Source organism: Metapseudomonas phytobenefica, from assembly GCF_043392685.1.
GTDB lineage: Bacteria > Pseudomonadota > Gammaproteobacteria > Pseudomonadales > Pseudomonadaceae > Metapseudomonas.
In genome coordinates, this window is record NZ_JBHZGM010000042.1 from 15,946 (window position 1) to 38,153 (window position 22,208).

The window sequence follows — 22,208 nt, forward strand, 5'->3', positions numbered from 1 at the left end:
CTGCGGTTTCGGCTGGGTTACGGCTAAACGCGGAACTGGCCCAGCAGGTGATTGAGCTGTTCGGCCAGCTGCCCAAGGCGCTGGCTGGCCCCGGTGGTCTGCTCAGCGGCGCTGGCGCTGTCGTGGGCCAGCCCGGCGGCCTGGGTCACGTTCTGGTTGATGTCTTCCACCACGTGGGATTGCTGCAGGGTGGCGCTGGCGATGGAGGCGTTGAGGCCTGTGAGGTTGCGCAGGGCCTGGGCGATCTGCGCCAGGCTTTCGCCGGCCTGGCTGGCCTGTTCCACCGTGGCGTGGGACGCCCGGCTGCTTTCGTCGATGACCTGGACCGCCGCTTCGGAGTTCTGCTGCAGGCGCTCGATCATGGTCTGGATCTCCGCCGTGGACTTCTGCGTGCGCTGGGCCAGCAGGCGGACCTCATCGGCTACCACGGCGAAGCCGCGTCCCTGTTCGCCGGCGCGGGCGGCTTCGATGGCGGCGTTCAGCGCCAACAGGTTGGTCTGCTCGGCGATGGAGCGGATCACTTCCAGCACGCTGCCGATCTGGGCGCTTTCCTGGGCCAGTGTCTGGATCACTTCCACCGCCTTGGTGATGGTGGCGGAGAGCTGGTCGATCTGCCGCAGGCTGCTGTCGATGTTGTCGTGACCCTGGCGCGCCTGTTCCTCCGCATGGCGCACTTCGCTGGCGGCATGCTCGGCATTCTTCGCTACATCCTGCACGCCGTAGGTGACCTCGTTGATGGCGGTGGCCACCTGTTCCATCTGCAGGGATTGCTGTTCGCTTTGGCGCAGGCCCTGGCTGGCGATGCCGTCCAGGTTGGCGGCGGCCTGGTCGAGGGCGTTGGCGGCGTCCAGGGACTGGCGGATCACGCCGCGCAGCTTGCCGGTGAAGGCGTTGAAATAACCACCAAGGGCGGTGATTTCGTCGCGGCCGTGGGTGTCCAGGCTGCTGGTGAGGTCGCCTTCACCGCTGGCGATGCTGGCCATTGCGGACACCACTTCATCCAGTGGCCGGGTGATGCTGCGGGCGATGAGGATGACCAGCAAGGCCATGATGAGGGCGATGGCCAACCCCATCGCCGAGGCGCGAATGGCCTGGGCGCGGAACTCGGCCTGCATGTCGTCGATGTAGATGCCGGAGCCGATCACCCAGCCCCAGGGGGCGAACAGCTGGACATAGGACACCTTGGGCACCGGGTCGCTGGCGCCCGGCTTGGGCCAGCGGTAGTCGACCAGACCGGCGCCGTCGGCCCTGGCCACGCGCACCATTTCGTTGAACAGTGCCTTGCCGTCCGGGTCCTTGTGGCCGGAGAGGTCCTGTCCCTCCAGCCTGGCGTTGGTCGGATGCATGATCATGCGTGGGGTCAGGTCGTTGATCCAGAAGTAGTCACCCTGGTCGTAGCGCAGCGCGCGCACCGCCTGCATGGCCTGTTTCTGCGCCTCTTCGCGGGTCAGGGTGCCCGCGGCTTCCTGCGCCTGGTAGTACTGCAGCACGCCGGCGGCGGTCTCGACGACGTGGCGCGTCTTCTGTTCCTTGCCCTGATAGAGGCCGTTGTAGATCTGCTGCAGCATCAGTACGCCGAGGGTGACCAGCATGAAAACCGCGACTATCAGGATCAGCCAGAGACGGCGGCTGATCGGCAGGTTGCGCAAGCTATGCATAGGGCAGGAACTCCTGGTTTCTTGTTTTTGACTACGTAGCGCAAGCAGAACAGGCCGGTTGGCGGTTTTCAATCAGCCTTTAGCCGCGATTTCCAGATGGCTCTCTGTTAGCATTTCGGCGCTTCGGGGCAAAGCTGAAGGCTCATTCGTCCCCGGAACCTGGTTGCCGGTGCCCGGTCTCATCGCCGAACGGCACACTCGCAGCGCCAATTACCTGCATATACGTAACGAAAAGGCCGCCAGAACAGCGCGCCTCGGGGGAGAGTTTCGATGGATTTGTGGACGGCCATGCAGGCCATCATTCTGGGGGTTGTCGAGGGCCTGACGGAGTTCCTGCCGATTTCCAGCACCGGCCACCAGATCGTGGTCGCGGACCTGCTGGGTTTCACCGGTGAACGGGCGATCGCCTTCAACATCATCATCCAGCTGGCGGCCATCCTCGCGGTGGTCTGGGAATACCGGCGGAAAATCCTCGACGTCGTCATCGGCCTGCCGACCCAGCGCAGCGCCCGGCGTTTCACCGTCAACCTGCTGGTGGCGTTCTTCCCGGCGGTGATCCTCGGTGTGGCCTTCTCCGACCTGATCCACCACTACCTGTTCAACCCCATCACCGTGGCGTCCGCCCTGGTGGTCGGCGGCGTGGCCATTCTCTGGGCGGAACAGCGCAAGCATCAGGTGCAGGCCGAAAGCGTCGACGACATGACCTGGAAGCACGCCCTCAAGGTCGGCTGCGCGCAGTGCCTGGCACTGGTACCGGGGACTTCGCGTTCCGGAGCCACCATCATCGGTGGCCTGCTGTTCGGCCTTTCGCGCAAGGCGGCCACCGAGTTTTCCTTCTTCCTCGCCATGCCCACCATGGTCGGTGCTGCGGTCTACTCGGGCTACAAGTACCGCGACCTGTTCCAGCCGAGCGACCTGCCGGTGTTCGCCCTGGGTTCCGTGGTGTCGTTCGTCTTCGCCATGATTGCCGTACGCAGCCTGCTGAAGTTCATCGGCAGCCACAGCTACGCGGCTTTCGCCTGGTATCGCATCGGCTTTGGCCTGCTGATCCTGGCGACCTGGCAGTTCGGCGTGATCGACTGGTCCACCGCACAGGGTTGATCGCAGCGGTTGCCAGAAAGGCGCGCCACAGGGCGCGCCTTTTGCGCTTCAGGGGGCGGGGAATTCGAGGATGAAGCGCGTCCAGCCGTTGGCGGATTCGCAGCGGATTTCGCCGCCATGGGCGCGCACGATGGAGTGGGTGATGGCCAGGCCCAGTCCGGCGTGCTCGCGGCCCTCGCGGCGCGCGGGGTCAGCGCGAAAGAAGCGATCGAACAGTCGCGGCAGCCATTGCGCGGGGATTTCCGGTCCGCTGTTGGCCACCGTCAGGCTCAGGCCCCGGGCATCGCTGGTCAGGCTCAGTTCGATGCGTCCGCCTTCCGGGGTGAAGCGCAGGGCGTTGTCCAGCAGATTGGAAAGGGCGCGGCGCAACATGCCCCGGTCGGCACTGAGGTGGGCTTCGCCACAGCGGGTGATGGTCACCTGGCGGTCCTCGGCCAGGGGGCTGAAGTAGTCCAGCAAGGTGTCCAGCTCGGCGGCCAGCGCCAGGGGCTCGCGACGGGTCGCCAGCAGGCCGTGCTCGGCCTTGGCCAGGAACAGCATGTCGCCGACCATCTGAGCCAGGCGCTGGAGTTCTTCCAGGTTGGAGTGCAGGGCTTCGCGGTATTCGTCCAGGTCGCGATCCTGGCTGAGGATCACCTGGGTCTGGGTCAGCAGGTTAGACAGCGGCGTGCGCAATTCATGGGCGATGTCGGCGGAGAAGGCGGAAAGCCGCTGGAAGGCGTCGTCCAGCCGGCCCAGCATTGCATTGAAGGCGCGTACCAGTTCCACCAGCTCCTGGGGGACCTGATCGTCGGCCAGGCGGGTGGTCAGGGAGCTGGCGGAAACCCCGGCGGCCACTTCGGCCATACGGTGCAAGGGGCGCAGGCCGCTGCGTGCGGCCCAGGCGCCGAGCAGGGCGGTGGCCAGGGCGGAGAGCCCGACGGTGAGCCAGATCAGCCGCTGCATGCGTTCGAGAAAGTGCTGGTGGTGGGTGATGTCCAGCGCGAGGGCCAGCCGTGGCGAAGCCGGGTCCTGCGGGCGCAGCGGCGCGCTCAGCACCCGGTAGTCGGTGCCATCCTGCTGCCAGTCATGGAGCCCATCGTGAGCCGGCGCGCGAAGGCCGTCGGCACTGTTGAACCAGCCGCGGCCATCGCGGCCTTCCAGGCGCAGGGTGAGGTCCGGATGCAGTCGTAGTTCGGCCTGCAGGGCATCCAGCCGGGGCGCCAGGGTGGCGGGGCTGTCGACGCTGCCGAGCAGGGCGCGGAAGGCATCCAGGCGGATTTCCAGCAGTTGCCGGTCGAGTTCGATGAAGTGCGCTTCGCTGGCACGGCTGAACAGCACCCCGGCGATCAGCGAGACGGCAGCGGTGCAGGCGGCGAACAGCAGGCCCAGGCGGGCGGTGAGGGAGAGTCCGCGCATCAGCCTTCGCGCGCCTCCAGCACGTAGCCCATGCCGCGCACGGTATGGATCAGCTTGGTCGGGAAGTCGTCGTCCAGCTTTGCCCGCAGCCGGCGGATGGCCACTTCGATGACGTTGGTGTCGCTGTCGAAGTGCATGTCCCAGACCTCGGCGGCGATCAGCGTCTTGGGCAACACTTCGCCCTGGCGCCGCAGGAGGAATTCCAGCAGGGCGAACTCCTTGGTGGTGAGGTCGATGCGCCGGCTGCCGCGCTCGACCCGCCGGCTCAGCAGGTCCAGATGCAGGTCGCCCAGGTCCAGGCTGGTTTCCTGTGAGGCGCTGGCGCCACGGCGGAGCAGGGTGCGGACGCGGGCGAGGAGTTCGGCGAAGGCGAAGGGCTTGATCAGGTAGTCGTCGGCCCCCAGCTCCAGGCCATGAACGCGTTCTTCCACGGCGTCCCGGGCGGTCAGGAACAGCACCGGAACCTGCAGGCCGGCCTGGCGTAGGCTGTGCACCACCTGCCAGCCGTCGAGGCCGGGGAGCATCACGTCGAGGATGATCAGGTCGTAGCCGCCCGTGAGGGCCAGGTCCCGGCCTTCCAGGCCGTTGGTGGCGAGATCCGCGTCAAGGCCGGCTTCGGTCATGCCCTGGCGCAGGAACTGGCCGGTCTTGGGTTCGTCTTCGACTATCAGTAGTTTCATGGGGCAGTAGCTTCATGGGGAGCTCATCGCTCGAATCGCTGCTTTATACCGCGCCGACAGGATGCGCAGGGCGAGCTGACAAAGTTGTAATGCAGCGGCACCGTTGGTGCCGTGGATTTTTCAGCAGCCGCCCGGCTGTATACAATTGCCTGATTTCCGCATTTTCAGGTCCACCCGCCCATGCATCATCCCGCCGAACATTCGCCGCTGGGCAAGTCCAGCGAGTACGTCAGCACTTACAGCCCGGAGCTGCTGTTCCCCATTTCCCGTGTGACCAAGTGGAACGAGCTGGGGCTGACCGCTGCGACCTTACCGTACCAGGGCGTGGATTTCTGGAACTGCTATGAGCTGTCCTGGCTGATGCCCTCCGGCAAGCCAGTGGTGGCGATAGGCGAGTTCGCCATTCCGGCCGATTCGCCGAACATCATCGAGTCCAAGTCGTTCAAGCTCTACCTCAACTCGCTCAACCAGTCCGTGTACACCAGTGCCGCCGAACTGGAGCAGGTGCTGGCGCGGGACCTGAGCGGGGCGGCTGGCGCTCCGGTCGCGGTGCGGGTGCGCAGCCTGGCGGAGGTGGAAGCCGAAGGCGTCGCCGCCTCCCCGGGCATCTGCATCGACGAGCTTGATGTGGCTATCGACCGCTACGAGCACCCGCAGCCCGAGTTGCTGCGCGCCGAGAACGGTCAGGTGGAAGAGGTGCTGCACAGCCATCTGCTGAAGTCCAACTGCCCGGTTACCGGTCAGCCGGACTGGGGCACGGTGGTGGTGGAGTACCGCGGGGCGAAGCGTCTGGATCACGCCGGCTTCCTGGCCTACCTGATCAGCTTCCGCCAGCATGCCGACTTCCATGAACAGTGCGTGGAGCGCATTTTCCTCGACCTCAAGCGTCTGCTGGAGCCGGAGCGGCTCACCGTTCACGCCCGCTATGTACGTCGCGGCGGCCTGGATATCAATCCCTACCGCAGCACTCACCCCGTCCAGCCGGACAATCGCCGTCTGGTTCGGCAGTAATGAAAACCCCGACCTGAAGTCGGGGTTTTTTCTTGTGCTCGGCCTCAGATGCCCATGTTGGCCAGGCTCTGCATGATGTTTCGCAAGGTCCCGGCCAGGGTGGGGTGACGGGTTTCGAAGCGCTCGACGGCCAGGTTGACCCCATCCACGAGAGTGGCGTCCGGCGCCATGGCGGCATCCTGGGCCAGGCGCAGTTCGATTTCCTGCATCAACTCGATCAGCGATGCGCGTTCCTCCGCATCCAGCGGCGGTTCCTGGGCCAGCTGGTCGCGCAGTTGTTGCAGTTGCTGCTGCAGGCGTTCAGGCATGTCTTTCTCCCTTTGCGAATGTCTCAGGAGTGGACCGGTTGGAGTATTCAAAGGTCCCTCATGCCATAGAGATTAATCCAGCCTTGTCGGGCCTGCCTGATTCGGATCAAGTCTGAAACGAATGTACCGGGTCGGGGTCGGCGGCAACCGGAAAGGCCGAAGAGGAGGGGAGGGCATCTACGTCCTTCTGACGGGGCCTGGCGCAGGCTGCCCGCCCTGGATGGCCGCGAGGTTACTGCCGCTTGCCTGCGCCCATGACCAGGCGCAGTTCGTCCGGCACCGGTACGGATCTGTCGGTAGCGTGGTCGATCCACACCAGCTTGCAGTGGCCTTCGCCATAGAGCGTCGAGGGGTCTTCCAGGGTGCTCAGACGGTGCTCCACCACCAGGCTGCTATTGCCTACCGGGCCTGCGCGAAGCTCGATGACCACGGTGGCCGGGTGAACCACGGGCTTGAGGTAGGTGTGCAGGGTCTGCAGTACCACCGGGCCCTGGGGTACGTTGTTCAAGTCGATGCCGAGGCTCTCGAACCAGGCGACCCGGGCTTCTTCCAGATACTGGATATAGAGGGTGTTGTTGACGTGACCGTAGCTGTCCATATCGCCCCAGCGAACCGGGATGTGGGCAACATGGAGTAAGGTTTTTTCCGGCATGCTGGCAATCCACTATGCTGCCCAAAAAGGGCGATGGCCTTATACTGCGCGCCTTTGATAGGGCGGCGGGCCGCCACACTACTTTTCTCAAGGAGAGTCTGCAATGCGATTGATCGGTGCTCGGTGGCTCGATCGACTGGGCCGGGTCCTGGCCTGTGTCACCCTGGCGGTTCTGCCCGTCACAGCGAACGCCGCGGAGGAGGATCCCTGGGAGGGCTTCAACCGTGCAATGTTCCGCTTCAACGACACCCTCGACACCTATGCGCTGAAACCCGTCGCCCAGGGCTACCAGGCGGTAACCCCGCAGTTCCTCGAAGACGGCATCCACAATGTCTTCAGCAACATCGGCGACGTGGGCAACCTGGTCAACGACCTGTTCCAGGCCAAGTTCCACAATGCCGGCGTGGACACCAGCCGCCTGGTGTTCAACACCACCTTCGGCCTGCTGGGCTTCTTCGACGTGGCCACCCACATGGGCCTGCAGCGCAATGATGAAGATTTCGGCCAGACACTGGGTTACTGGGGTGTGGACAGCGGTCCCTACCTGGTGATTCCGTTCCTTGGCCCGAGCACTGTGCGCGACGCCGGCGGCAAGATCCCGGACGCTTTTCTTGAGCCTTACCCCTACATCGACCACGTGCCGACCCGCAACGTGACCCGTGCCGTCGATGTGGTCGATACCCGCGCCAGCCTGCTGTCGGCGGAGAAGCTGATCACCGGCGACAAGTACATCTTCATTCGCAACGCCTACCTGCAGAACCGTGAGTTCAAGGTGAAGGACGGCGAAGTGGAAGACGACTTCTAAGTCTGGCCACGCATTGCTACGACATGAAAAAGGCGACCCCAGGGTCGCCTTTTTCGTTTCTGGTTTCCTGTGTGAGCGAATTCATGCGCGATTGAAATCTCCCACAGGCAAATCGTCGTCCTGAAAGGTGTCAACCAATTTCAGGGCCAGATGCGGCCAGTGCCGCTAGCGCATGTCAAGGTTAGCCAGCCCGAGGGTTTTGCGGCCGTTGCCGCTTTCACTGATCCGCACCACTTCGGCATCGGCTTCAAGTCCCTTGGGGACACAGTGTCCGGAAGGAATGAGCACGCGGCCCCGCTCACCCAGCGCCAGGGCGATTTCTGCCTCGAGCTGCATACCGCTGCTGGAGAGGTCCAGGCAAAGGACAGGGAACTGCTGGCCAGCCTGTTCCAGGATGGCCTTGGTCTGCACCCGCATCCTGATGAAATCGCGCTTCTCGCTGTAGTTGCGGTCGTCCAGGCTCACGCGCTGATCCTCTTGTATTCGTGGGGTGTGAGCGAGCCTCTTATAACTTCCGGCGATTTAGGGTGTAAAGGCAGAGTCTGGCGCGCGGTGCAAGCTTGAATCGCCCTGCGGATGGGAGTACCGTCTGCGCCGTAAAGCGAACCCCCGTACTCGTGCTCGGGCCTTAGGTCGGGTGCTACAACAACCCATCCCTGGCGCCGTTTGCCTGGATAATCCATGCACAATCCCAGTGCCAAGCTGCTGATTATTGATGACGACGAGGTAGTGCGCGCAAGCCTTGCGGCCTATCTGGAAGACAGTGGATTCAGCGTTCGGCAGGCCAGCAACGGCCTGCAAGGGCTGCAGGTTTTCGAGCAGGAGCGCCCGGATCTGGTGATCTGCGACCTGCGCATGCCTCAGGTCGATGGCCTGGAACTGATCCGTCGCATTTCCGAACTGGAAGCAGAAACCCCGGTGATCGTGGTCTCCGGCGCCGGCGTCATGAGCGACGCGGTCGAAGCCCTGCGCCTGGGTGCAGCCGATTACCTGATCAAACCCCTGGAAGACCTGGCTGTTCTCGAGCACTCGGTGCGCCGTGCGCTCGACCGCGCGGCCCTGCGCCTTGAGAACCGCCGCTACCGGGAAAAGCTCGAAGCCGCCAACCGCGAACTGCAAGCCAGCCTGCACCTGCTGCAGGAGGACCAGAACGCTGGGCGCCAGGTGCAAATGAACATGCTGCCGGTGACGCCCTGGGAAGTGGACAGCCTGCGCTTCGCCCACCAGATCATCCCTTCCCTGTACCTGTCTGGCGACTTCGTTGACTACTTCCGCGTGGATGAGCGCCGGGTTGCGTTCTATCTGGCGGACGTTTCCGGCCATGGCGCGTCATCGGCCTTCGTGACAGTGCTGCTCAAGTTCATGACCACACGCCTGCTCTACGAGTCCCGGCGCAACGGCATGCTGCCCGAATTCAAGCCTTCCGAGGTGCTGGGGCATATCAACCGCGGCCTGATCAACACCAGGCTGGGCAAGCACGTGACCATGCTCGGTGGCGTGATCGACGAGGAAAGCGGCAAACTGACCTACAGCATCGGCGGGCATTTGCCCCTGCCGGTGCTCTATAGCGAGGGCAAGGCCTCCTACCTGAGCGGCAAGGGGCTGCCGGTGGGGCTATTCGAGGAGGCGAGCTATGATGACCAGATCATCGATCTGCCGTCGTCCTTCAGCCTTACCTTGCTCTCTGACGGAATCCTGGACCTTTTGCCCGGCGAGACCCTCAAAGATAAGGAGGCCGCACTGCCAGAGATGGTTTGTGAGGCAGGTGGCAGTCTGGATGGCTTGCGACAAGTATTTGGACTGGCCAGCCTGGGCGAGATGCCGGATGATATCGCCTTGCTGGTGTTGAGCAGGAACCTTGCATGAGTACCGGTAAAATCCAGTTTGCCGAGCAGGATGGGACCTTTGTCCTGAAGTTCGTCGGAGAAATCCGTCTGACCCTGTGTTCGGCCCTGGATGCGACCATTGAAAAGATCTTCTCGGCGCTGAACTTCTCGGCGATCGTGATCGATCTGACCGAAACCCAGAGTATCGACAGCACTACCCTCGGCCTGCTGGCCAAGCTGTCGATCCTTTCGCGGCAGAAGGTGGGCTTGTTGCCCACAGTAGTGACCACGCACCCCGATATCACCCGGTTGCTGCAGTCGATGGGGTTCGATCAGGTATTCAATATCGTCGGTAGGCCGGTTCCCTGCCCGGAAAGCCTCGAGGACCTGCCGCCGCAGGATCAGACAGAGGACGTCGTCCGCACCAAGGTGCTGGAGGCCCACCGCATCCTCATGGGACTCAACGAGTCCAACCGCGAAGCCTTCCACGACCTGGTCAGCGCCCTCGAGCGCAGCTGATTCGTCGATCTTCCCAACGCATGAAATCGCGCGCAGCCCGCAAAGGTTGCGCGCGTTTGCGTTTCAACGGCGCGAGGCGAGCAGAGCTTCCAGCTTTTCCTGGTCGCGCGCGAACAGACGGATACCTTCGGCCAGCTTCTCGGTAGCCATGGCGTCTTCGTTGAGCTGCCAGCGGAACGCGGCTTCGTCCAGCACGACGCGGGCTTCGGCATCGGTGCCAGGGGCCAGGTTACGCTCCAGCGTGCCCTGATCGTCCGCCAGCTTCTGCAGCAGCTCGGGACTGATGGTCAGCCGGTCGCAGCCGGCCAGCGCTTCGATCTGTCCCAGGTTGCGGAAGCTCGCACCCATCACCACTGTTTGGTAGCCGTTGGCCTTGTAGTAACGGTAGATGCGCGAGACGGACTGCACGCCCGGGTCCTCGGCGCCGACGTAATCGCGGCCTTCGGCTTTCTTGTACCAGTCGTAGATGCGGCCGACGAAGGGGGAAATCAGGAACACCCCGGCATCGGCGCAGGCGGCCGCCTGGGCGAAGTTGAACAGCAGGGTGAGGTTGGTCTGGATGCCCATGCGCTCCAGCTGTTCGGCGGCGCGGATGCCTTCCCAGGTGGAGGCGATCTTGATCAGCACTCGCTCGCGGCCAATGCCCGTTTCCTCGTAGAGACCGATCAGGCGTTCGGCGCGGCGCAGGGTGGCGTCGGTATCGAAGGACAGGCGGGCATCCACTTCGGTGGAGATACGCCCCGGAATCACCTTGAGGATCTCCTGGCCTACGGCCACGCCGAAACGGTCGCAAGCCAGGCCAAGGTCACTGCCGGCGCCTGCCACCGCGCTGTCGAGCAACTCGGAATAGCGTGGCATGGCGGCGGCTTTCAGCAGCAGGGAAGGGTTGGTGGTAGCGTCGACCGGCTTCAGGCGGGCGATTGCGTCCAAGTCGCCGGTGTCGGCAACGACGGTGGTGTATTGCTTGAGTTGGTCCAGCTTGGAGGTCATGGCAAAACCTTGTCGTGGCGGATGATCTGACCTTACCCGAGCCGCGGGGGCTGCTCAACGGGGGCGTAAGGGCTTTTTTACAGGCCATCGGCCTGCCCATCTCAACAGACCCGGAAAAGGGGCCTGAGGGTTCCGCACGGGAAAAGATTTCGCATTTTTATTGCGGTTTTTTCGCGCTCATCCGTTTACTTCCATGAGGGCCCGAGTTTTTGGGAGGCAGGCTGGCAGGAGACCCGGTGAAGGCTTTGCGTCGCCGAGTCTTTGCCTGGAAGTAATGGAAATCCTCTGCCTGGTGCCCTCCTGGGACGCGAGGTTTTTCCGTTCAGCGGCCGCGCAGCAGCTCGGCAGCCTGATCCAGCAGCGCCAGCGGGTCGTCAGTCTTGTGCACTTCGACCGAAAGCAACTGGCGGAAGCGCCGCGCGCCAGGAAAGCCTTGCGCCAGGCCGAGGACGTGGCGGGTGATGTGATGCATTACCCCGCCTTCCTGGATATGGCGCTCGATATAGGGGCGCATGGCCTCCAGGGCCTCGGCGCGGCTGATCTGCGGACCATTGCCGCCAAACAGCCCGGCATCCACTTCAGCCAGCAGGTAGGGGTTGTGGTAGGCCTCACGGCCCAGCATCACGCCGTCGAAGGTATCGAGGTGCTCGCGGCACTCGTCGAGGGTCTTGATACCGCCGTTGAGGATGATTTCCAGATCCGGGAAATCCCGCTTCAGCTGCGCCGCCACCTCATAGCGCAGCGGCGGGACCTCGCGGTTTTCCTTGGGTGAAAGGCCTTCGAGGATGGCGATGCGTGCATGGACGGTGAAGCTGCGGCAGCCAGTCTCGCGCACCTGGCCGACGAAATCGCAGAGTTCCTCGTAGCTGTCGCGTCCATTGATGCCTATCCGGTGCTTCACCGTGACCGGAATCTCTACCGCATCCAGCATCGCTTTGATGCAATCGGCCACCAGCGCGGGATGACCCATCAGACAGGCGCCGATCATGTTGTTCTGCACGCGGTCGCTGGGGCAGCCGACGTTCAGGTTCACTTCGTCATAACCCGCCTCCTGCGCCATCTTCGCGCAGGCCGCCAGGTCCGCCGGCACGCTGCCGCCCAGTTGCAATGCCAGCGGATGCTCCGCCTCGTCATGACGCAGGAAGCGCTCACGGTCGCCATGCAGCAATGCGCCGGTGGTCACCATCTCGGTGTAGAGCAGGGCGTGCTTCGACAGCTGACGCAGGAAGAAGCGACAGTGTCTGTCTGTCCAGTCCATCATCGGCGCCACGGAAAAGCGGCGGGACAGGGCAGGGCGCGTGGTTACTGGATTTGAGCCTGATTCTAGGGGCATTTCGCGTGTCGCGTTCTCAACGTGTTTTCGAGGGTTTCCGAACGTTCTTTTCAAGCGGATGGTAAAGCGTACCGCCTGGATATCTTCTTGTACCACCAGCCAAGGGCAGACTGCCGTGGCGACCATTCGGGCCCGGAAGGGCGCGGACGGCTCGCTCCGCTACACGGTACGAATCCGGTTCAAGAAGAACGGCGCGCAAGTCTACCAAGAGAGCCAGACATTCTCCCGCAAACAGTCTGCAGAGACTTGGGCCAAGCGACGAGAGACGAGCCTGGTGTAGTGCTTGTGGTCGTTCGTCCTGCTATCCCCGCACCCTCGTGGGAGCGGCCAATGGCCGCGAGACAACGCTGTTGCCCCTATCGCGGACAAGTCCGCTCCCACAAGAGCGAAGGCTGGCGCTACAACGAGCCGAAGCGCACCTCCACCTCCAAGCTGCCCCGGTTGTCGCTCAGGCCGGCGCCGTAGCGGCCGTCCAGATCATCGTTGATGCACAGTTGCAACTCGCCTTTCTGGCCACGCGGTAACTGGCCTTGGGCACCAACCAGGAAAGGCGCGCCGTTGCTGCCGATACGGCCGATCAGCGCGCCTTCGTTGGCCCCGGGCAGGGTGTAGCCGGGCTTGGCGATCAGCCCTGCGTGGCCGTCGCCGCCGACCATGCCGGTGGCCGGGTTAGCGGTCCACTGCCCGCTGCGGCACACCGCCAGTTGCCAGCTCTGCCCGTTGACCTGCACCCCGGTGCCTTGCCAGGCCTGATTGGCCTGCACCTGCACGGTAAGCGCCAGCAAATCGCTGGCCACCGTGTCCGCGGCCTGGAAGGCCAGGGCGGTGATGGTCAGGGTCGGGTTGGCTGTGCCGGTGCTGGGGAAGACGCCGTCACCGATCAGGAACAGGTTGCGGTGATCCCAACTGCGCTGGTCCTTGTCGACCACCGAGGTCCTTGGGTCGTCACCCATTCGGTAGGTGCCCATCAGGTGGCCGGCGCCTTCATAGGCATAGGTCGCACCCTGGTAGCTGAAGACACCGGGCGGCGAGTTCTCCATGGATGGGTTGAGGTTGGTCAGTTCCTCGGCGCCGAGCAGCTCGGTGATGATCTGCGTCGCCGCGTTGCGCGCCTGCTTGAAGCCCTCCTTGGTGTATTTGGAAAAGTCGTAATGGATTTCCGGCCGCGGGATGCCGAGATGGTCCTTGTACTGCTGCGACGGCACCACCCGGCACAACGGCTGCTCAGGGTTCTCCTCCACCTGTTCCACCAGGAAGCCGAGGCGGAACTGGCGGGTGAGGATGCTATTGAGCTTCTGCACCAGCGCCGTGCCGAACAATGCCTGGGATGGCTGACCCTGTTGCGACGGCAGCGGGTTGGTACCGCCGTTATTGGTACCGTCGATGTAGTCGCAGACGGTGGTGTAGGGATCGTTCTCCGACCAGTTCCAGCCTTCGTTGCCGATCTCGATGCGCCAGGCCGCGCGTTGCCGGCGAAATTCGCCGTCGCGCAGGCTCTCGATTCCCGACGTGGACAGCGGCCCGCGATAGGGAAACAGCGCCTTGCCCTCCGGCATCAGCCCCCAGGCCAGGTACACGGGGTGGTCGGCCAGGCTGCAGCCGACCTGGCCGCTGCTGTTGGCAACCCCCTTCGGGCACTGCGGAGAAGCTGAGTTGAGCAGCAACTTAGGCGTTTCAATGGCATGGGCGGCGATCACATAGCGTTTGCCCCGGGCCAGGCCGGTGCCGGTGGCCGGCCCATCGCCGGTGGCGTACTGGATGAACTCGATGCCGCTGACCTGTCCATTACCGTCCACCTGCACGCGGCTGGCCACGCTCTGGTAGAGGATGCGCACGTTGCCGGTGTCCAGCGCCTTGTTCATGGTCACCGTGGCATCGTACTTGGCCTGGATCGGACAGATCGGCGTGCAGCTGGTGTTGCCGGCGCAGACCCGCCGGCCGTTGTCGTTCTGCGAGTTGCGCCCGGCCGGCGTCGGGCTGACCAGCAGCGGCAGGCCCTGGAACGACTGGCCATCCACCGCGGCAGCCAGCCCCTGATCCACCAGTGATGGCGGAATACCATGCATCGGGTACTGGTAGCCGGGCGGGAAAGTCACCCCCAGGTAGCTCTGCGCGGCGACGTCGGCGGACACGCCGATTTCCGCCTCGGCTCGGCAATAGGCGCTTTGCAGATCGTCATAACTGAGCGGCCAGTCGACGCCCACACCGTAAACCGTCTTCATGCGGAAGTCGTTCGGCAACAGGCGCAAGGAAGTACCCATCCAGTGCCACATGGTGCCGCCGCCGAGACGCTCGTAGGTGCTGCTGAAGGACAGCGGCCCTTTCTGCACCAGGTAGCTCTTCTGCGGGTCCTGCCAGCCGTTGATCAGGTCCGCGATGGTGGCGCGCGGGGCGTTCTGCTGCGCCGGGTCCTGCACCATCTCGTTCGGTGGGTAGGGCGCTTCCGGGGCCTTGAGGATAGCGGTATAGAAACGCTCGAGGTATTCGCTGCGATTCGGTGGAATCGCCGGGCCTGACTCCAGCACCAGCACCTTCAGTCCGGCCAGACCCAACTGGTAGGCCATCACGCTGCCGGCCATGCCACCGCCCACCACTATTACATCCGCTTGTTCAGTGTTCATACGCTGGGACCTCCATTGGCGGGCACGCCGGTAAAGTCTTCCAGGCTCGGTGGTTGCTCGGCCCAGTAACCGAAATGGAATTCGCTGTAGCCCATGGGATGCGCCTGGGCGATGCGCCATGCCCAGCTTTCCTTGTAGGCCTGGTCGGAGACCACATGCTGGTCGCCCTGGTGCTGGTCACCCTGGTCGTACGGCTGGTACCAGACACCCAGCAACCAGAGTTTCATGATCGAACGGGCGCCCTGGGCGGTCTGGCTGTTCGGATCGGCCAGCACGGCGGCGGCGATCTGGTCCGCCGTCTTGCCTTCGCCCTTGAGGGTGGCGTACTGCTCCAGCAGGCTGCTCAGTACCGCGGCGCCCAGGCCTTGCTGGGCGGTATCGAAGAACACCGGCGGCAGGTTGATCGGGTCGATGGACGGGGCGAGCTTGCTCGACGCCAGGCCGGTGAGGGCCGATGACAGGTCGACGAAGTTCTGCAGGTTCTGGTCGCTCATGGCATCACTCCTTGTCGCCGCTGGACTGGGCGCGTTCGAGCAGGTAGGTGAAGTCCGCGAAACTGGTGCGGGGTGACTGCGTCACCTTGGTGGTGGCGTTGTTATGGCATTCCATGCAGCTCGACGAGGCTTGCGGGGTGGTGCCCTGGATGTAGGTTTCCAGGGTGGTGTTGGCAAGGAAGGTGGGTGCCGGCGTGCCTAGCGGATTGGTCGGCGACGGCACCTGGCAGTCGTTCGCCGGGTTGGTCGGCCACTGGGTGCTGACCAGTTGGTAGTTGGCCCATACCGTGCCTTGCAGCGCCGCCTGGAACTGCGCGTTGAGCTGCTGGGTCGCGGCGTCGATGGGAATCTCCCGCACGATCTGCGACGGCGTGGTCGCGACCGACGGATTCCACGGCCGCGGCGGCGGCTCGTTCACCGGACGGTCGCTGGCATGGGGGTCGTAGAACAGGTACGGCCCCTTGCGCTCATTTACTGGTGTGGTCTTCTCCGGCACGTTGCGCACGTGCTCGAAGGTCGACCAGACCCACTGTGGCGCATCGGCGGTCTTGTGCACGATGTGCAGGCCGACCAGCCCGACCTTGGCTGAGGTGCAGGACTCGGGAATGATCGGCCCCTTCTCCGGATCATCGTTGCCCGGCGTATAGATCAGCGCATTGACGGTATGGAACTGGTCCGGCTGGTCGTTGCCGTCCAGCAGCTTCCAGGATGCCTTGACCATGATCGAACCGACCTCCTGGGTCTCGTTCGAACCACAGCTGAAGGCCACCCGGTTCTGGGCGTTGGCGAAGAACTTCTCTTGGCCCTCGACGCTGTACAGGCCGTTGTCGACGATTCCGTCGAACATCGCTTGGTTCACCACGATTTCATTGCGCGCGTACTGGCCGCTCTGGTCGATCAGCGGTCCAGTCTTGAAGGGCTGGATGAACTCGTCCAGCACATCCGGCACCTTGCCGACCTGTTGCAGCACGCGCCCGCTCTCCAGTCCCTGGCAGGCAGCCGGTGGCGGCGAAGGCTGGTTCCAGCCGGTCGGTGTCTGGCCGTTGGGCAGGAAGATCTGGTAGCTCTCTTTCCAGGACTCCCACACTGTCGGCGCGTCCGGCTTGCCGATCTGCGCATCGGTGTCGGGCAGGCCGTTAGCCAGGGCTGGCCAGTTGATCGCGACGAAGGTCTGCCAGGACAGCACATCGAAATCGTGCTGCAAACTTTGCAGGCTGACCGGTGGGACCACGGTGACATCGAAAGGGATCTGCGGGGACAGCGGGGGAGTAGCGGCTAAGGCAGGTAACGTGAGAACGCTGGCGACGGTACAGCTCCAGTACGCCGAGCGTTGGGTACTCTTTTTCATTGTCGTCTCCTCGGCAAATAAAGCGCCAGGAAACGAAACAACCCTTCATGGGCTTGAAGCTTCAGCGCAATCCCTGGCGCCAAAATCCAGACTAGTTCGCCCCCGACACCAGCCCCGGGCATTCCGACTAGCGGTCGGCCATTTCTGCCGGTTGAGAGCGCCTGGTGTCCATCGCCAGCAAACATGACCTGATGATCATCGAGGACGCGGCCTATGCCTATCTGGTCGAGGCCGCCCCGCCGCCTGTCACACAGCTCGCCCCGGAGCGCACGGTGTATGTCTCCGGGTTCTCGAAGAACGTCGCGGCAGGGCTACGGGTTGGTTTCGTCGTGGCTCCAGAGCATCTGACTGCAAGACTGGGGCGGGTGATTCGCACCACCACCTGGAATACCCCTGGCATCCTCACCGCTATCACTACGGCGTGGCTGGAGGACGGTACGGTAGCCAGGCTGGAAACGGAAAAGCGCCGGGATGCGCAGGCACGGCAAGCACTGGTGGCTCTCGATGGTGAGCTGCGAGGTGGACGACCAGCACTGGCCGGTTGCGCTGGAGAACCCTCAGATCCCGAGTAATCCGGTTGGGAGTTCTGGTGGAGCGGGTAGCCCCACCAGGGCGCCGAAAAGTGAGGTCGGCGCGAGATTGCGCCAATGCGCGAAAGAAGGACTCACCAGGAACGGATAGCTCCACCCCAGGGGGCTGGCGAATCGACGGCCGCTTGTCGGCGGTCGTTGGTCTGGAGCGTTCTGGTACTCGCTCCAGTGGTTGTGTCAGCCGGTGGTGATCCGGCTGGCATCGCAGCCGGCCGCAGCGGTGTGTTCCAGGCTGGAGGCGGCGCCGAGAATCATCTCGGTAAGTTGTTCGGCGATCTGCAGGGATGGCAGGGGGGATTCGACATCCTCGGCGTCCGGAAGGCTTTCCAGCATGCCGATGACCCTGCTGGTGAAGAACTTCATCTGTGAGCCTTCAAGGCCTCGATGGGCTGGGAGGCAACCGATGATGCCGGTCAGGTACTGCGCATAGTCATTGCGTAGATCGGCCAGTACGCGATTCTGTTCTGTCGTCAGATTGCGCCGTTCCCGCAGCATGAGCTGCAGCCTTTTCCGCTCGCCCTGCTGAAACTCGATGAAGGCGCCAACGAAGGCGCGCAGGCGGGGGCGCGTACCCTTGGTTGCCTTCAGTCTTGCCCGGGTGAGGCTGAGCAGGTCGCTCATGCACTCTTCGACAAGGTCGAAGAGTAATGCCTGCTTGCTTTCGATGTGGTTGTACAGCGATCCCGCAGCTATCCCCAGGTGGGCGGCCAGGTCACGCAGGCTGGTGTTCTGGTAGCCCTGTTCGCTGAACAGGTCCACGGCCGCCTGGCGCAGGCGTTCTTGTGTTCCGGTCGGCTGGGCGAATTTCGAGCTGCAGTTCATGAGGACTCTGAGTGTGTTGGCGGAGTGGGGCGGGAAACCGGCTTGCCGCCCTGGAGGGGCGACAAGCCGGGCTCAGGGGTTAGCGTTGTCCCTGGATAATGCATTGAGCCTGTGCTTCCGGCGTGCGCCGAGCCCACTGCCGGGCGAGCGGGTGATAGACCATCGCCGGTAGCACCAGGCCGATCAGCCAGGAGATGTCCACTCCGCCGAGCGTTTCTACCAGCGGGCCCGTGTAGAAACCACTATCGATGAAGGGCATCTGCACTACCACGCCGAACACATAGGTGCCGATGCCGACCCAGTTCCAGCGGCCGTAGCGTCCATTCGGATCGTCCAGGGCGGCAACGTCGTAACGCTCCTTGGTGATGAAGTAGTAGTCCACCAGGTTGATGGCGCTCCAGGGCGTGAAGAACGCCAGCAGGAACAGCAGGAACGACTTGAATGCAGCCAGGAAGGAATGCTGCCCAGCCAGCGCCAGGCCAGTGGACAGACCAACGATCAACAGCACGAACACCAGGCGCTGCAGCCGCGTCACCTGCAGCTGGCCACGGAAGCCGCTGATGATGGTAGCGATGCACATGAAGCTGCCGTAGGCGTTGAGCGTGGCGATGGTGACCTTGCCGAAGGCGACGCTGAAGAACAGCGCGGCAGCCATCAGACCACTGGCGCCTAGCCCTACCACATAGGCCACCGGCTGGCCGGAGAAAGCCTTGCCGGCCAGTGCGGCGGCGAACACCCCCAATACCATGGAGGTCTGCGAGCCGATCACCGAACCCAGGCCCACGGCGAGGAAGGTTTTCGGTGAGGAGGTGTGGCTGGGCAGGTAGCGCGAGTAGTCGGCGACATAGGGGCCGAAGGCAATCTGCCAGGAGGCTGCCAGGGATACCGCCAGCAGGAAGGTGTTCCAGGCGAAGTGGCGATTGTCCAGTAGCACGCCGATGTCGTTGGCCGACAGCAGGCGCACGAACAGGTAGGCGAAGGCGACTATTCCCAGCACGCTGGCGGCTTTGCCCAGCAGATGGATCGCCCGGTAGCCGCAGACCGTGACCACGACGATGACTGCCGCGAATACCAGGATGCCCACTGTGTCGCTGACGTGCAGTAGTTGGCCAATGGCCTGGCCGGCCAGCACCGTGCCGGTGGCGTTGAAACCGACGTACATCACGCACACTAGAACCAGCGGAATCACCGCTCCGAACACGCCGAATTGCACCCGGCTGGAGATCATCTGCGGCAGGCCCAGCTTGGGCCCCTGGGCACCGTGCAGGGCCATGACCACGCCGCCGAATATCTGGCCGATGAGCAGGCCGATCAGCGACCAGAACACGTCGCCGCCCAGTACCACAGCCAGGGCGCCGGTGACGATCGCGGTGATCTGCAGGTTGCAGCCGAACCACAGGGTGAACTGGCTGAACAGCCGGCCATGCCGCTCAGACTCGGGTATGTAATCAATGGAACGGGTTTCGATCAGGGACTTACCAGCCATTAGGCTTTCTCCTCGCGTAGGACCACTCGTCCGACCGCGTTATTGTTGTTATTCACAGTGTTTCCTGACTCGTCGGGGCGGCCAGCGAGGCCGCCCCATGCCTGCCGTCAATGGCGGGCGGCATCCAGCACGGCGCGGGAGATGATGATCTTCTGCACCTCGGAGGTTCCCTCGAAGATCCGCAGGATCCGCGCATCGCGCACGAAGCGCTCAAGCGGCAGATCGCGGATGTAGCCGTAGCCGCCGTGCAGCTGCAGAGCTGCGTCGGTGATGAAGCCACAGGCCTCGGCGGCGAACAGCTTGGCGGTAGCCGATTCCAGGCTGAAACGCTCGCCGCTGTCGCGCCGCGCCGCCGCCTTCATGGTCAGCAGGCGCGCCGCTTCGAACTGCGTGTGCATATCGGCGATGCGCCATTGCGTGCCCTGGTAGGCCGACAGCGGCTTGGGCCCGATCTGCCGCTCGTCCACCCACTTCAGCGAGTACTCCATAGCCGCGCGGGCGATGCCCAGGGACATGGCAGCGACTTCCACGCGGCCGCGGTCGAGCACTTCCATCGCGGTGCGGAAGCCCTGGTTCTCTTGCCCCAGCAGTGCGTCGGCGGGCAGCCAGCAGTCCAGCGCCAGCTCGTAGATGGTGCTGCCACGCAGGCCCATGGTCTTTTCCGGATTGGCGAAGGTCACTCCGGCGGTCCCCTTGGGAATCATGAAGGCGCTGATGCCACGGGCGCCGGCTTCCGGGTCGGTCTTGGCATAGAGCACGATGAAGTCGGCTTCACGGGCATTGGTGATGTAGTGCTTGCTACCCCTGATGCGCCAGCCGTCCTTCTCGCGTACCGCACGGGTACGCATGTCCGCCGGGTTGGAACCCGCCGCCGGCTCGGTCAGGCCGAAGGCACCGAGCAGTTCGCCGGACGCGCAGCGCGGCAGCCATTCCTGACGCTGCTCTTCGGTTCCACCGATGAGGATCGAGTCGGTGGCGAGAAAGTGCGCGGTGAGGGCAGAGGCGGTGGACGCACAGGCGGCGGAAACCGCCTCCACCACCCGGCTCATGGCCAGGCTGCCGATCCCGAAGCCACCGTAGGTTTCGGGCAGGTTGATGCCCATGAAGCCCAGCTCGCCAAGAGCTTGCAGGCTTTCGGCGCAGAAGCTCTCTTCTTCGTCGTAGCGTTGTGCGTTGGCGGCCAGCACGTCACGGCAGACACGCTCAGCCGAGTCGATGATGGCCAGTTCGGTGGCGTCGATTTCAAAGTTCATTGGGCAGCTCCAGTACGGTTGTCGAGGCCAAACACGGCATTGGCTTCGCCCAGGCGAGGCGCGCGTGTGGCGGCATGGGGCTTGCGCCCGTTGAAGTACACAGGTTGCGGCACCAGCGGTGGCAGGTCGTCGCTGGGCCGCACCAGCAGTTGGCGTGCCTGCGCCTGCTCGCTGCCGGTAGCCTCGGCGAGATTCCACACCGGCGAGGACGGCACTCCGGCATCCAGCAGCAGGTCGCAGGCCTGCTCGACGCTGCGCGCACTGGTCCAGCGCTCGATCTCGGCGCGCAGGGCCTGTTCGTTGCGGGTGCGCGACGGGTCGTCGGCGAAGCGCGGATCGTCCGCGAGTTCGGCGCGGCCAATGCATTCGCAGAAGCGCCGGAACAGCTTGTCGCTGGCCACCGCGATCACCACCAGGCCATCGGCTGCGCGGTAGGTATCGAAGGGCGTGGACACCGGATGGCGGTTGCCTACCAGCCCTGGCGCCCGGCCTTGGGCGAACAGGTTGGACAGGCCGGTCATCTGCAGGCTGACCAGCACGTCGAACATAGCGACGTCGATGTACTGTGCGCCGCTGTTCTGGCGTTCGCGGGCGAAAAGTGCGCTGCTGATCGCCCAGGCAGCGTAGACGCCGGCACACAGATCGCCGAGCGCCTCACCGCTGCGAGTCGGCCCGGTTTGGGGGAAGCCGCTTACGCTCATCAGCCCGGACATCGCCTGGGCGACGATGTCGTACGCGGGGCGTTTCGACAGCGGGCCGTTCTGGCCGAAACCGGAAATGCTCGCGTAGATCAGCTTCGGGTTGTGCCGCTTGAGGCTGTCAAAGTCGATGCCCAGGCGCTGGGTGACCCCGGGGCGGAAGTTCTCCACCACCACGTCGGCGTCGGCCACCAACCGGTAGAAGCGCTGCAGGTCTTCTGGCGCCTTGAAGTCCAGTTCGACGCTACGCTTGCCACGATTGATCAGGCCGAAGTAGACGCTTTCGCCATCCTTGAACGGGCCGAGGTGGCGGCTGTCGTCGCCGTGCCCCGGCACTTCGAACTTGATCACTTCGGCGCCGAGGTCGGCGAGCATCGCGGTACAGTGCGGGCCGGCCAACACCCGGCTCAGGTCCAGGACACGCACTCCATTCAGCGGTTGCGGCGTGGGCAGTTCAGTCACATTGCTCATGGCATGTCCTCAGTCAGCAGTGATCATCGGCAGGTTCAGGCCCTGTTCCCGGGCGCAGTCGATGGCGATCTGGTAACCGGCATCGGCATGGCGCATCACGCCAGTGGCAGGGTCATTGGTCAGCACGCGGGCGATGCGCGCGGC

At 63.9% G+C, this 22,208-nt stretch carries 21 protein-coding genes and 2 pseudogenes; 7 read left to right on the forward strand and 16 right to left on the reverse strand.

Annotated elements, in window-relative coordinates; genetic code table 11:
• Positions 1 to 23: 23 nt before the first annotated feature.
• Complete coding sequence (locus tag ACFW0B_RS26025; protein WP_459251729.1) at positions 24 to 1,658, reverse strand: methyl-accepting chemotaxis protein; 1,635 nt, start codon at positions 1,656 to 1,658, stop codon at positions 24 to 26.
• A gap of 270 nt (positions 1,659 to 1,928) precedes the next feature.
• On the opposite strand from ACFW0B_RS26025, the gene ACFW0B_RS23670 reads away from it, so the two are divergent.
• Positions 1,929 to 2,759 carry an undecaprenyl-diphosphate phosphatase gene (locus tag ACFW0B_RS23670; RefSeq protein WP_449151415.1) on the forward strand — a complete coding sequence of 277 codons (831 nt, stop codon included), beginning with the start codon at positions 1,929 to 1,931 and terminating at the stop codon, positions 2,757 to 2,759.
• Between the two features lie 48 nt (positions 2,760 to 2,807).
• On the opposite strand, the gene ACFW0B_RS23675 is transcribed toward ACFW0B_RS23670, so the two are convergent.
• Positions 2,808 to 4,157, reverse strand: coding sequence for a heavy metal sensor histidine kinase (locus tag ACFW0B_RS23675; RefSeq protein ID WP_449151416.1), 1,350 nt, complete (start codon positions 4,155 to 4,157; stop codon positions 2,808 to 2,810).
• A complete protein-coding gene (locus ACFW0B_RS23680) occupies positions 4,157 to 4,837 on the reverse strand; it encodes a heavy metal response regulator transcription factor (RefSeq protein WP_449151417.1) in 681 nt (226 codons plus the stop codon). Before ACFW0B_RS23680 ends, ACFW0B_RS23675 begins: the two co-directional genes overlap by 1 nt.
• Positions 4,838 to 5,017: 180 nt before the next feature.
• Here ACFW0B_RS23680 and queF point away from each other — a divergent pair, with 180 nt between their 5' ends.
• Positions 5,018 to 5,848: an NADPH-dependent 7-cyano-7-deazaguanine reductase QueF gene (queF, locus tag ACFW0B_RS23685; RefSeq protein ID WP_449151418.1), complete on the forward strand. Its 831-nt coding sequence runs from the start codon at positions 5,018 to 5,020 to the stop codon at positions 5,846 to 5,848.
• Positions 5,849 to 5,892: 44 nt separating this feature from the next.
• On the opposite strand, the gene ACFW0B_RS23690 is transcribed toward queF, so the two are convergent.
• Positions 5,893 to 6,156 (reverse strand): DUF4404 family protein, encoded by a 264-nt coding sequence (locus ACFW0B_RS23690; RefSeq protein WP_151133121.1) that lies wholly within the window; start codon positions 6,154 to 6,156, stop codon positions 5,893 to 5,895.
• A gap of 232 nt (positions 6,157 to 6,388) precedes the next feature.
• A complete protein-coding gene (locus ACFW0B_RS23695) occupies positions 6,389 to 6,808 on the reverse strand; it encodes an acyl-CoA thioesterase (RefSeq protein ID WP_449151419.1) in 420 nt (139 codons plus the stop codon).
• A 103-nt stretch (positions 6,809 to 6,911) separates the two neighbouring features.
• Here ACFW0B_RS23695 and ACFW0B_RS23700 point away from each other — a divergent pair, with 103 nt between their 5' ends.
• A complete protein-coding gene (locus ACFW0B_RS23700; RefSeq protein WP_449151420.1) occupies positions 6,912 to 7,613 on the forward strand; it encodes an MlaA family lipoprotein in 702 nt (233 codons plus the stop codon).
• 165 nt (positions 7,614 to 7,778) lie between these two features.
• On the opposite strand, the gene ACFW0B_RS23705 is transcribed toward ACFW0B_RS23700, so the two are convergent.
• On the reverse strand, positions 7,779 to 8,078 hold the full coding sequence (locus ACFW0B_RS23705; protein ID WP_449151421.1) for a PilZ domain-containing protein: 300 nt from the start codon (positions 8,076 to 8,078) through the stop codon (positions 7,779 to 7,781).
• Between the two features lie 216 nt (positions 8,079 to 8,294).
• Here ACFW0B_RS23705 and rssB point away from each other — a divergent pair, with 216 nt between their 5' ends.
• Both rssB and rssC read left to right on the forward strand, forming a co-directional pair.
• Complete coding sequence (rssB, locus tag ACFW0B_RS23710) at positions 8,295 to 9,479, forward strand: two-component system response regulator RssB (protein WP_449151422.1); 1,185 nt, start codon at positions 8,295 to 8,297, stop codon at positions 9,477 to 9,479.
• A complete protein-coding gene (gene rssC, locus ACFW0B_RS23715) occupies positions 9,476 to 9,958 on the forward strand; it encodes an anti-sigma factor antagonist RssC (RefSeq protein ID WP_151133127.1) in 483 nt (160 codons plus the stop codon). The genes rssB and rssC overlap by 4 nt, the downstream gene beginning before the upstream one ends.
• Before the next feature lie 63 nt (positions 9,959 to 10,021).
• Here rssC and tal read toward each other — a convergent pair whose 3' ends face one another.
• A complete protein-coding gene (tal, locus tag ACFW0B_RS23720) occupies positions 10,022 to 10,948 on the reverse strand; it encodes a transaldolase (RefSeq protein WP_449151423.1) in 927 nt (308 codons plus the stop codon).
• A 322-nt stretch (positions 10,949 to 11,270) separates the two neighbouring features.
• Positions 11,271 to 12,281 carry a tRNA dihydrouridine(20/20a) synthase DusA gene (dusA, locus tag ACFW0B_RS23725; protein WP_449151424.1) on the reverse strand — a complete coding sequence of 337 codons (1,011 nt, stop codon included), beginning with the start codon at positions 12,279 to 12,281 and terminating at the stop codon, positions 11,271 to 11,273.
• 115 nt (positions 12,282 to 12,396) lie between these two features.
• On the opposite strand from dusA, the pseudogene ACFW0B_RS23730 reads away from it, so the two are divergent.
• Positions 12,397 to 12,555, forward strand: a pseudogene (locus ACFW0B_RS23730) (site-specific integrase); the annotation flags it as partial.
• A 124-nt stretch (positions 12,556 to 12,679) separates the two neighbouring features.
• On the opposite strand, the gene ACFW0B_RS23735 reads toward ACFW0B_RS23730, so the two are convergent.
• From ACFW0B_RS23735 to ACFW0B_RS23745, 3 genes are read right to left on the reverse strand one after another with little or no spacing between them, the layout of a single operon-like run.
• Positions 12,680 to 14,902, reverse strand: a complete 2,223-nt coding sequence (locus ACFW0B_RS23735) for a GMC family oxidoreductase (protein ID WP_449151425.1) — start codon at positions 14,900 to 14,902, stop codon at positions 12,680 to 12,682.
• Positions 14,899 to 15,396 carry a sorbitol dehydrogenase gene (locus ACFW0B_RS23740; RefSeq protein WP_253080654.1) on the reverse strand — a complete coding sequence of 166 codons (498 nt, stop codon included), beginning with the start codon at positions 15,394 to 15,396 and terminating at the stop codon, positions 14,899 to 14,901. The genes ACFW0B_RS23735 and ACFW0B_RS23740 overlap by 4 nt, the downstream gene beginning before the upstream one ends.
• 4 nt (positions 15,397 to 15,400) lie before the next feature.
• Positions 15,401 to 16,744: a cytochrome C gene (locus tag ACFW0B_RS23745; RefSeq protein WP_449151426.1), complete on the reverse strand. Its 1,344-nt coding sequence runs from the start codon at positions 16,742 to 16,744 to the stop codon at positions 15,401 to 15,403.
• A 155-nt stretch (positions 16,745 to 16,899) separates the two neighbouring features.
• On the opposite strand from ACFW0B_RS23745, the pseudogene ACFW0B_RS23750 reads away from it, so the two are divergent.
• Positions 16,900 to 17,271: pseudogene (locus ACFW0B_RS23750) on the forward strand (aminotransferase class I/II-fold pyridoxal phosphate-dependent enzyme); the annotation flags it as partial.
• A 240-nt stretch (positions 17,272 to 17,511) separates the two neighbouring features.
• Here the strand turns inward: ACFW0B_RS23750 and ACFW0B_RS23755 are convergent.
• The 5 genes from ACFW0B_RS23755 to ACFW0B_RS23775 all read right to left on the reverse strand — a co-directional run.
• Complete coding sequence (locus ACFW0B_RS23755; RefSeq protein WP_449151427.1) at positions 17,512 to 18,156, reverse strand: TetR/AcrR family transcriptional regulator; 645 nt, start codon at positions 18,154 to 18,156, stop codon at positions 17,512 to 17,514.
• A 79-nt stretch (positions 18,157 to 18,235) separates the two neighbouring features.
• Entirely contained in the window at positions 18,236 to 19,642 is a 1,407-nt protein-coding gene (locus ACFW0B_RS23760) for a purine-cytosine permease family protein (protein WP_449151428.1), read from the reverse strand.
• A gap of 107 nt (positions 19,643 to 19,749) precedes the next feature.
• Positions 19,750 to 20,895 carry an acyl-CoA dehydrogenase family protein gene (locus ACFW0B_RS23765; protein ID WP_449151429.1) on the reverse strand — a complete coding sequence of 382 codons (1,146 nt, stop codon included), beginning with the start codon at positions 20,893 to 20,895 and terminating at the stop codon, positions 19,750 to 19,752.
• Entirely contained in the window at positions 20,892 to 22,064 is a 1,173-nt protein-coding gene (locus ACFW0B_RS23770; protein WP_449151430.1) for a CaiB/BaiF CoA transferase family protein, read from the reverse strand. Before ACFW0B_RS23770 ends, ACFW0B_RS23765 begins: the two co-directional genes overlap by 4 nt.
• A gap of 9 nt (positions 22,065 to 22,073) precedes the next feature.
• On the reverse strand, positions 22,074 to 22,208 hold a 135-nt coding region (locus ACFW0B_RS23775), incomplete at its 5' end, for a hypothetical protein (protein ID WP_449151431.1).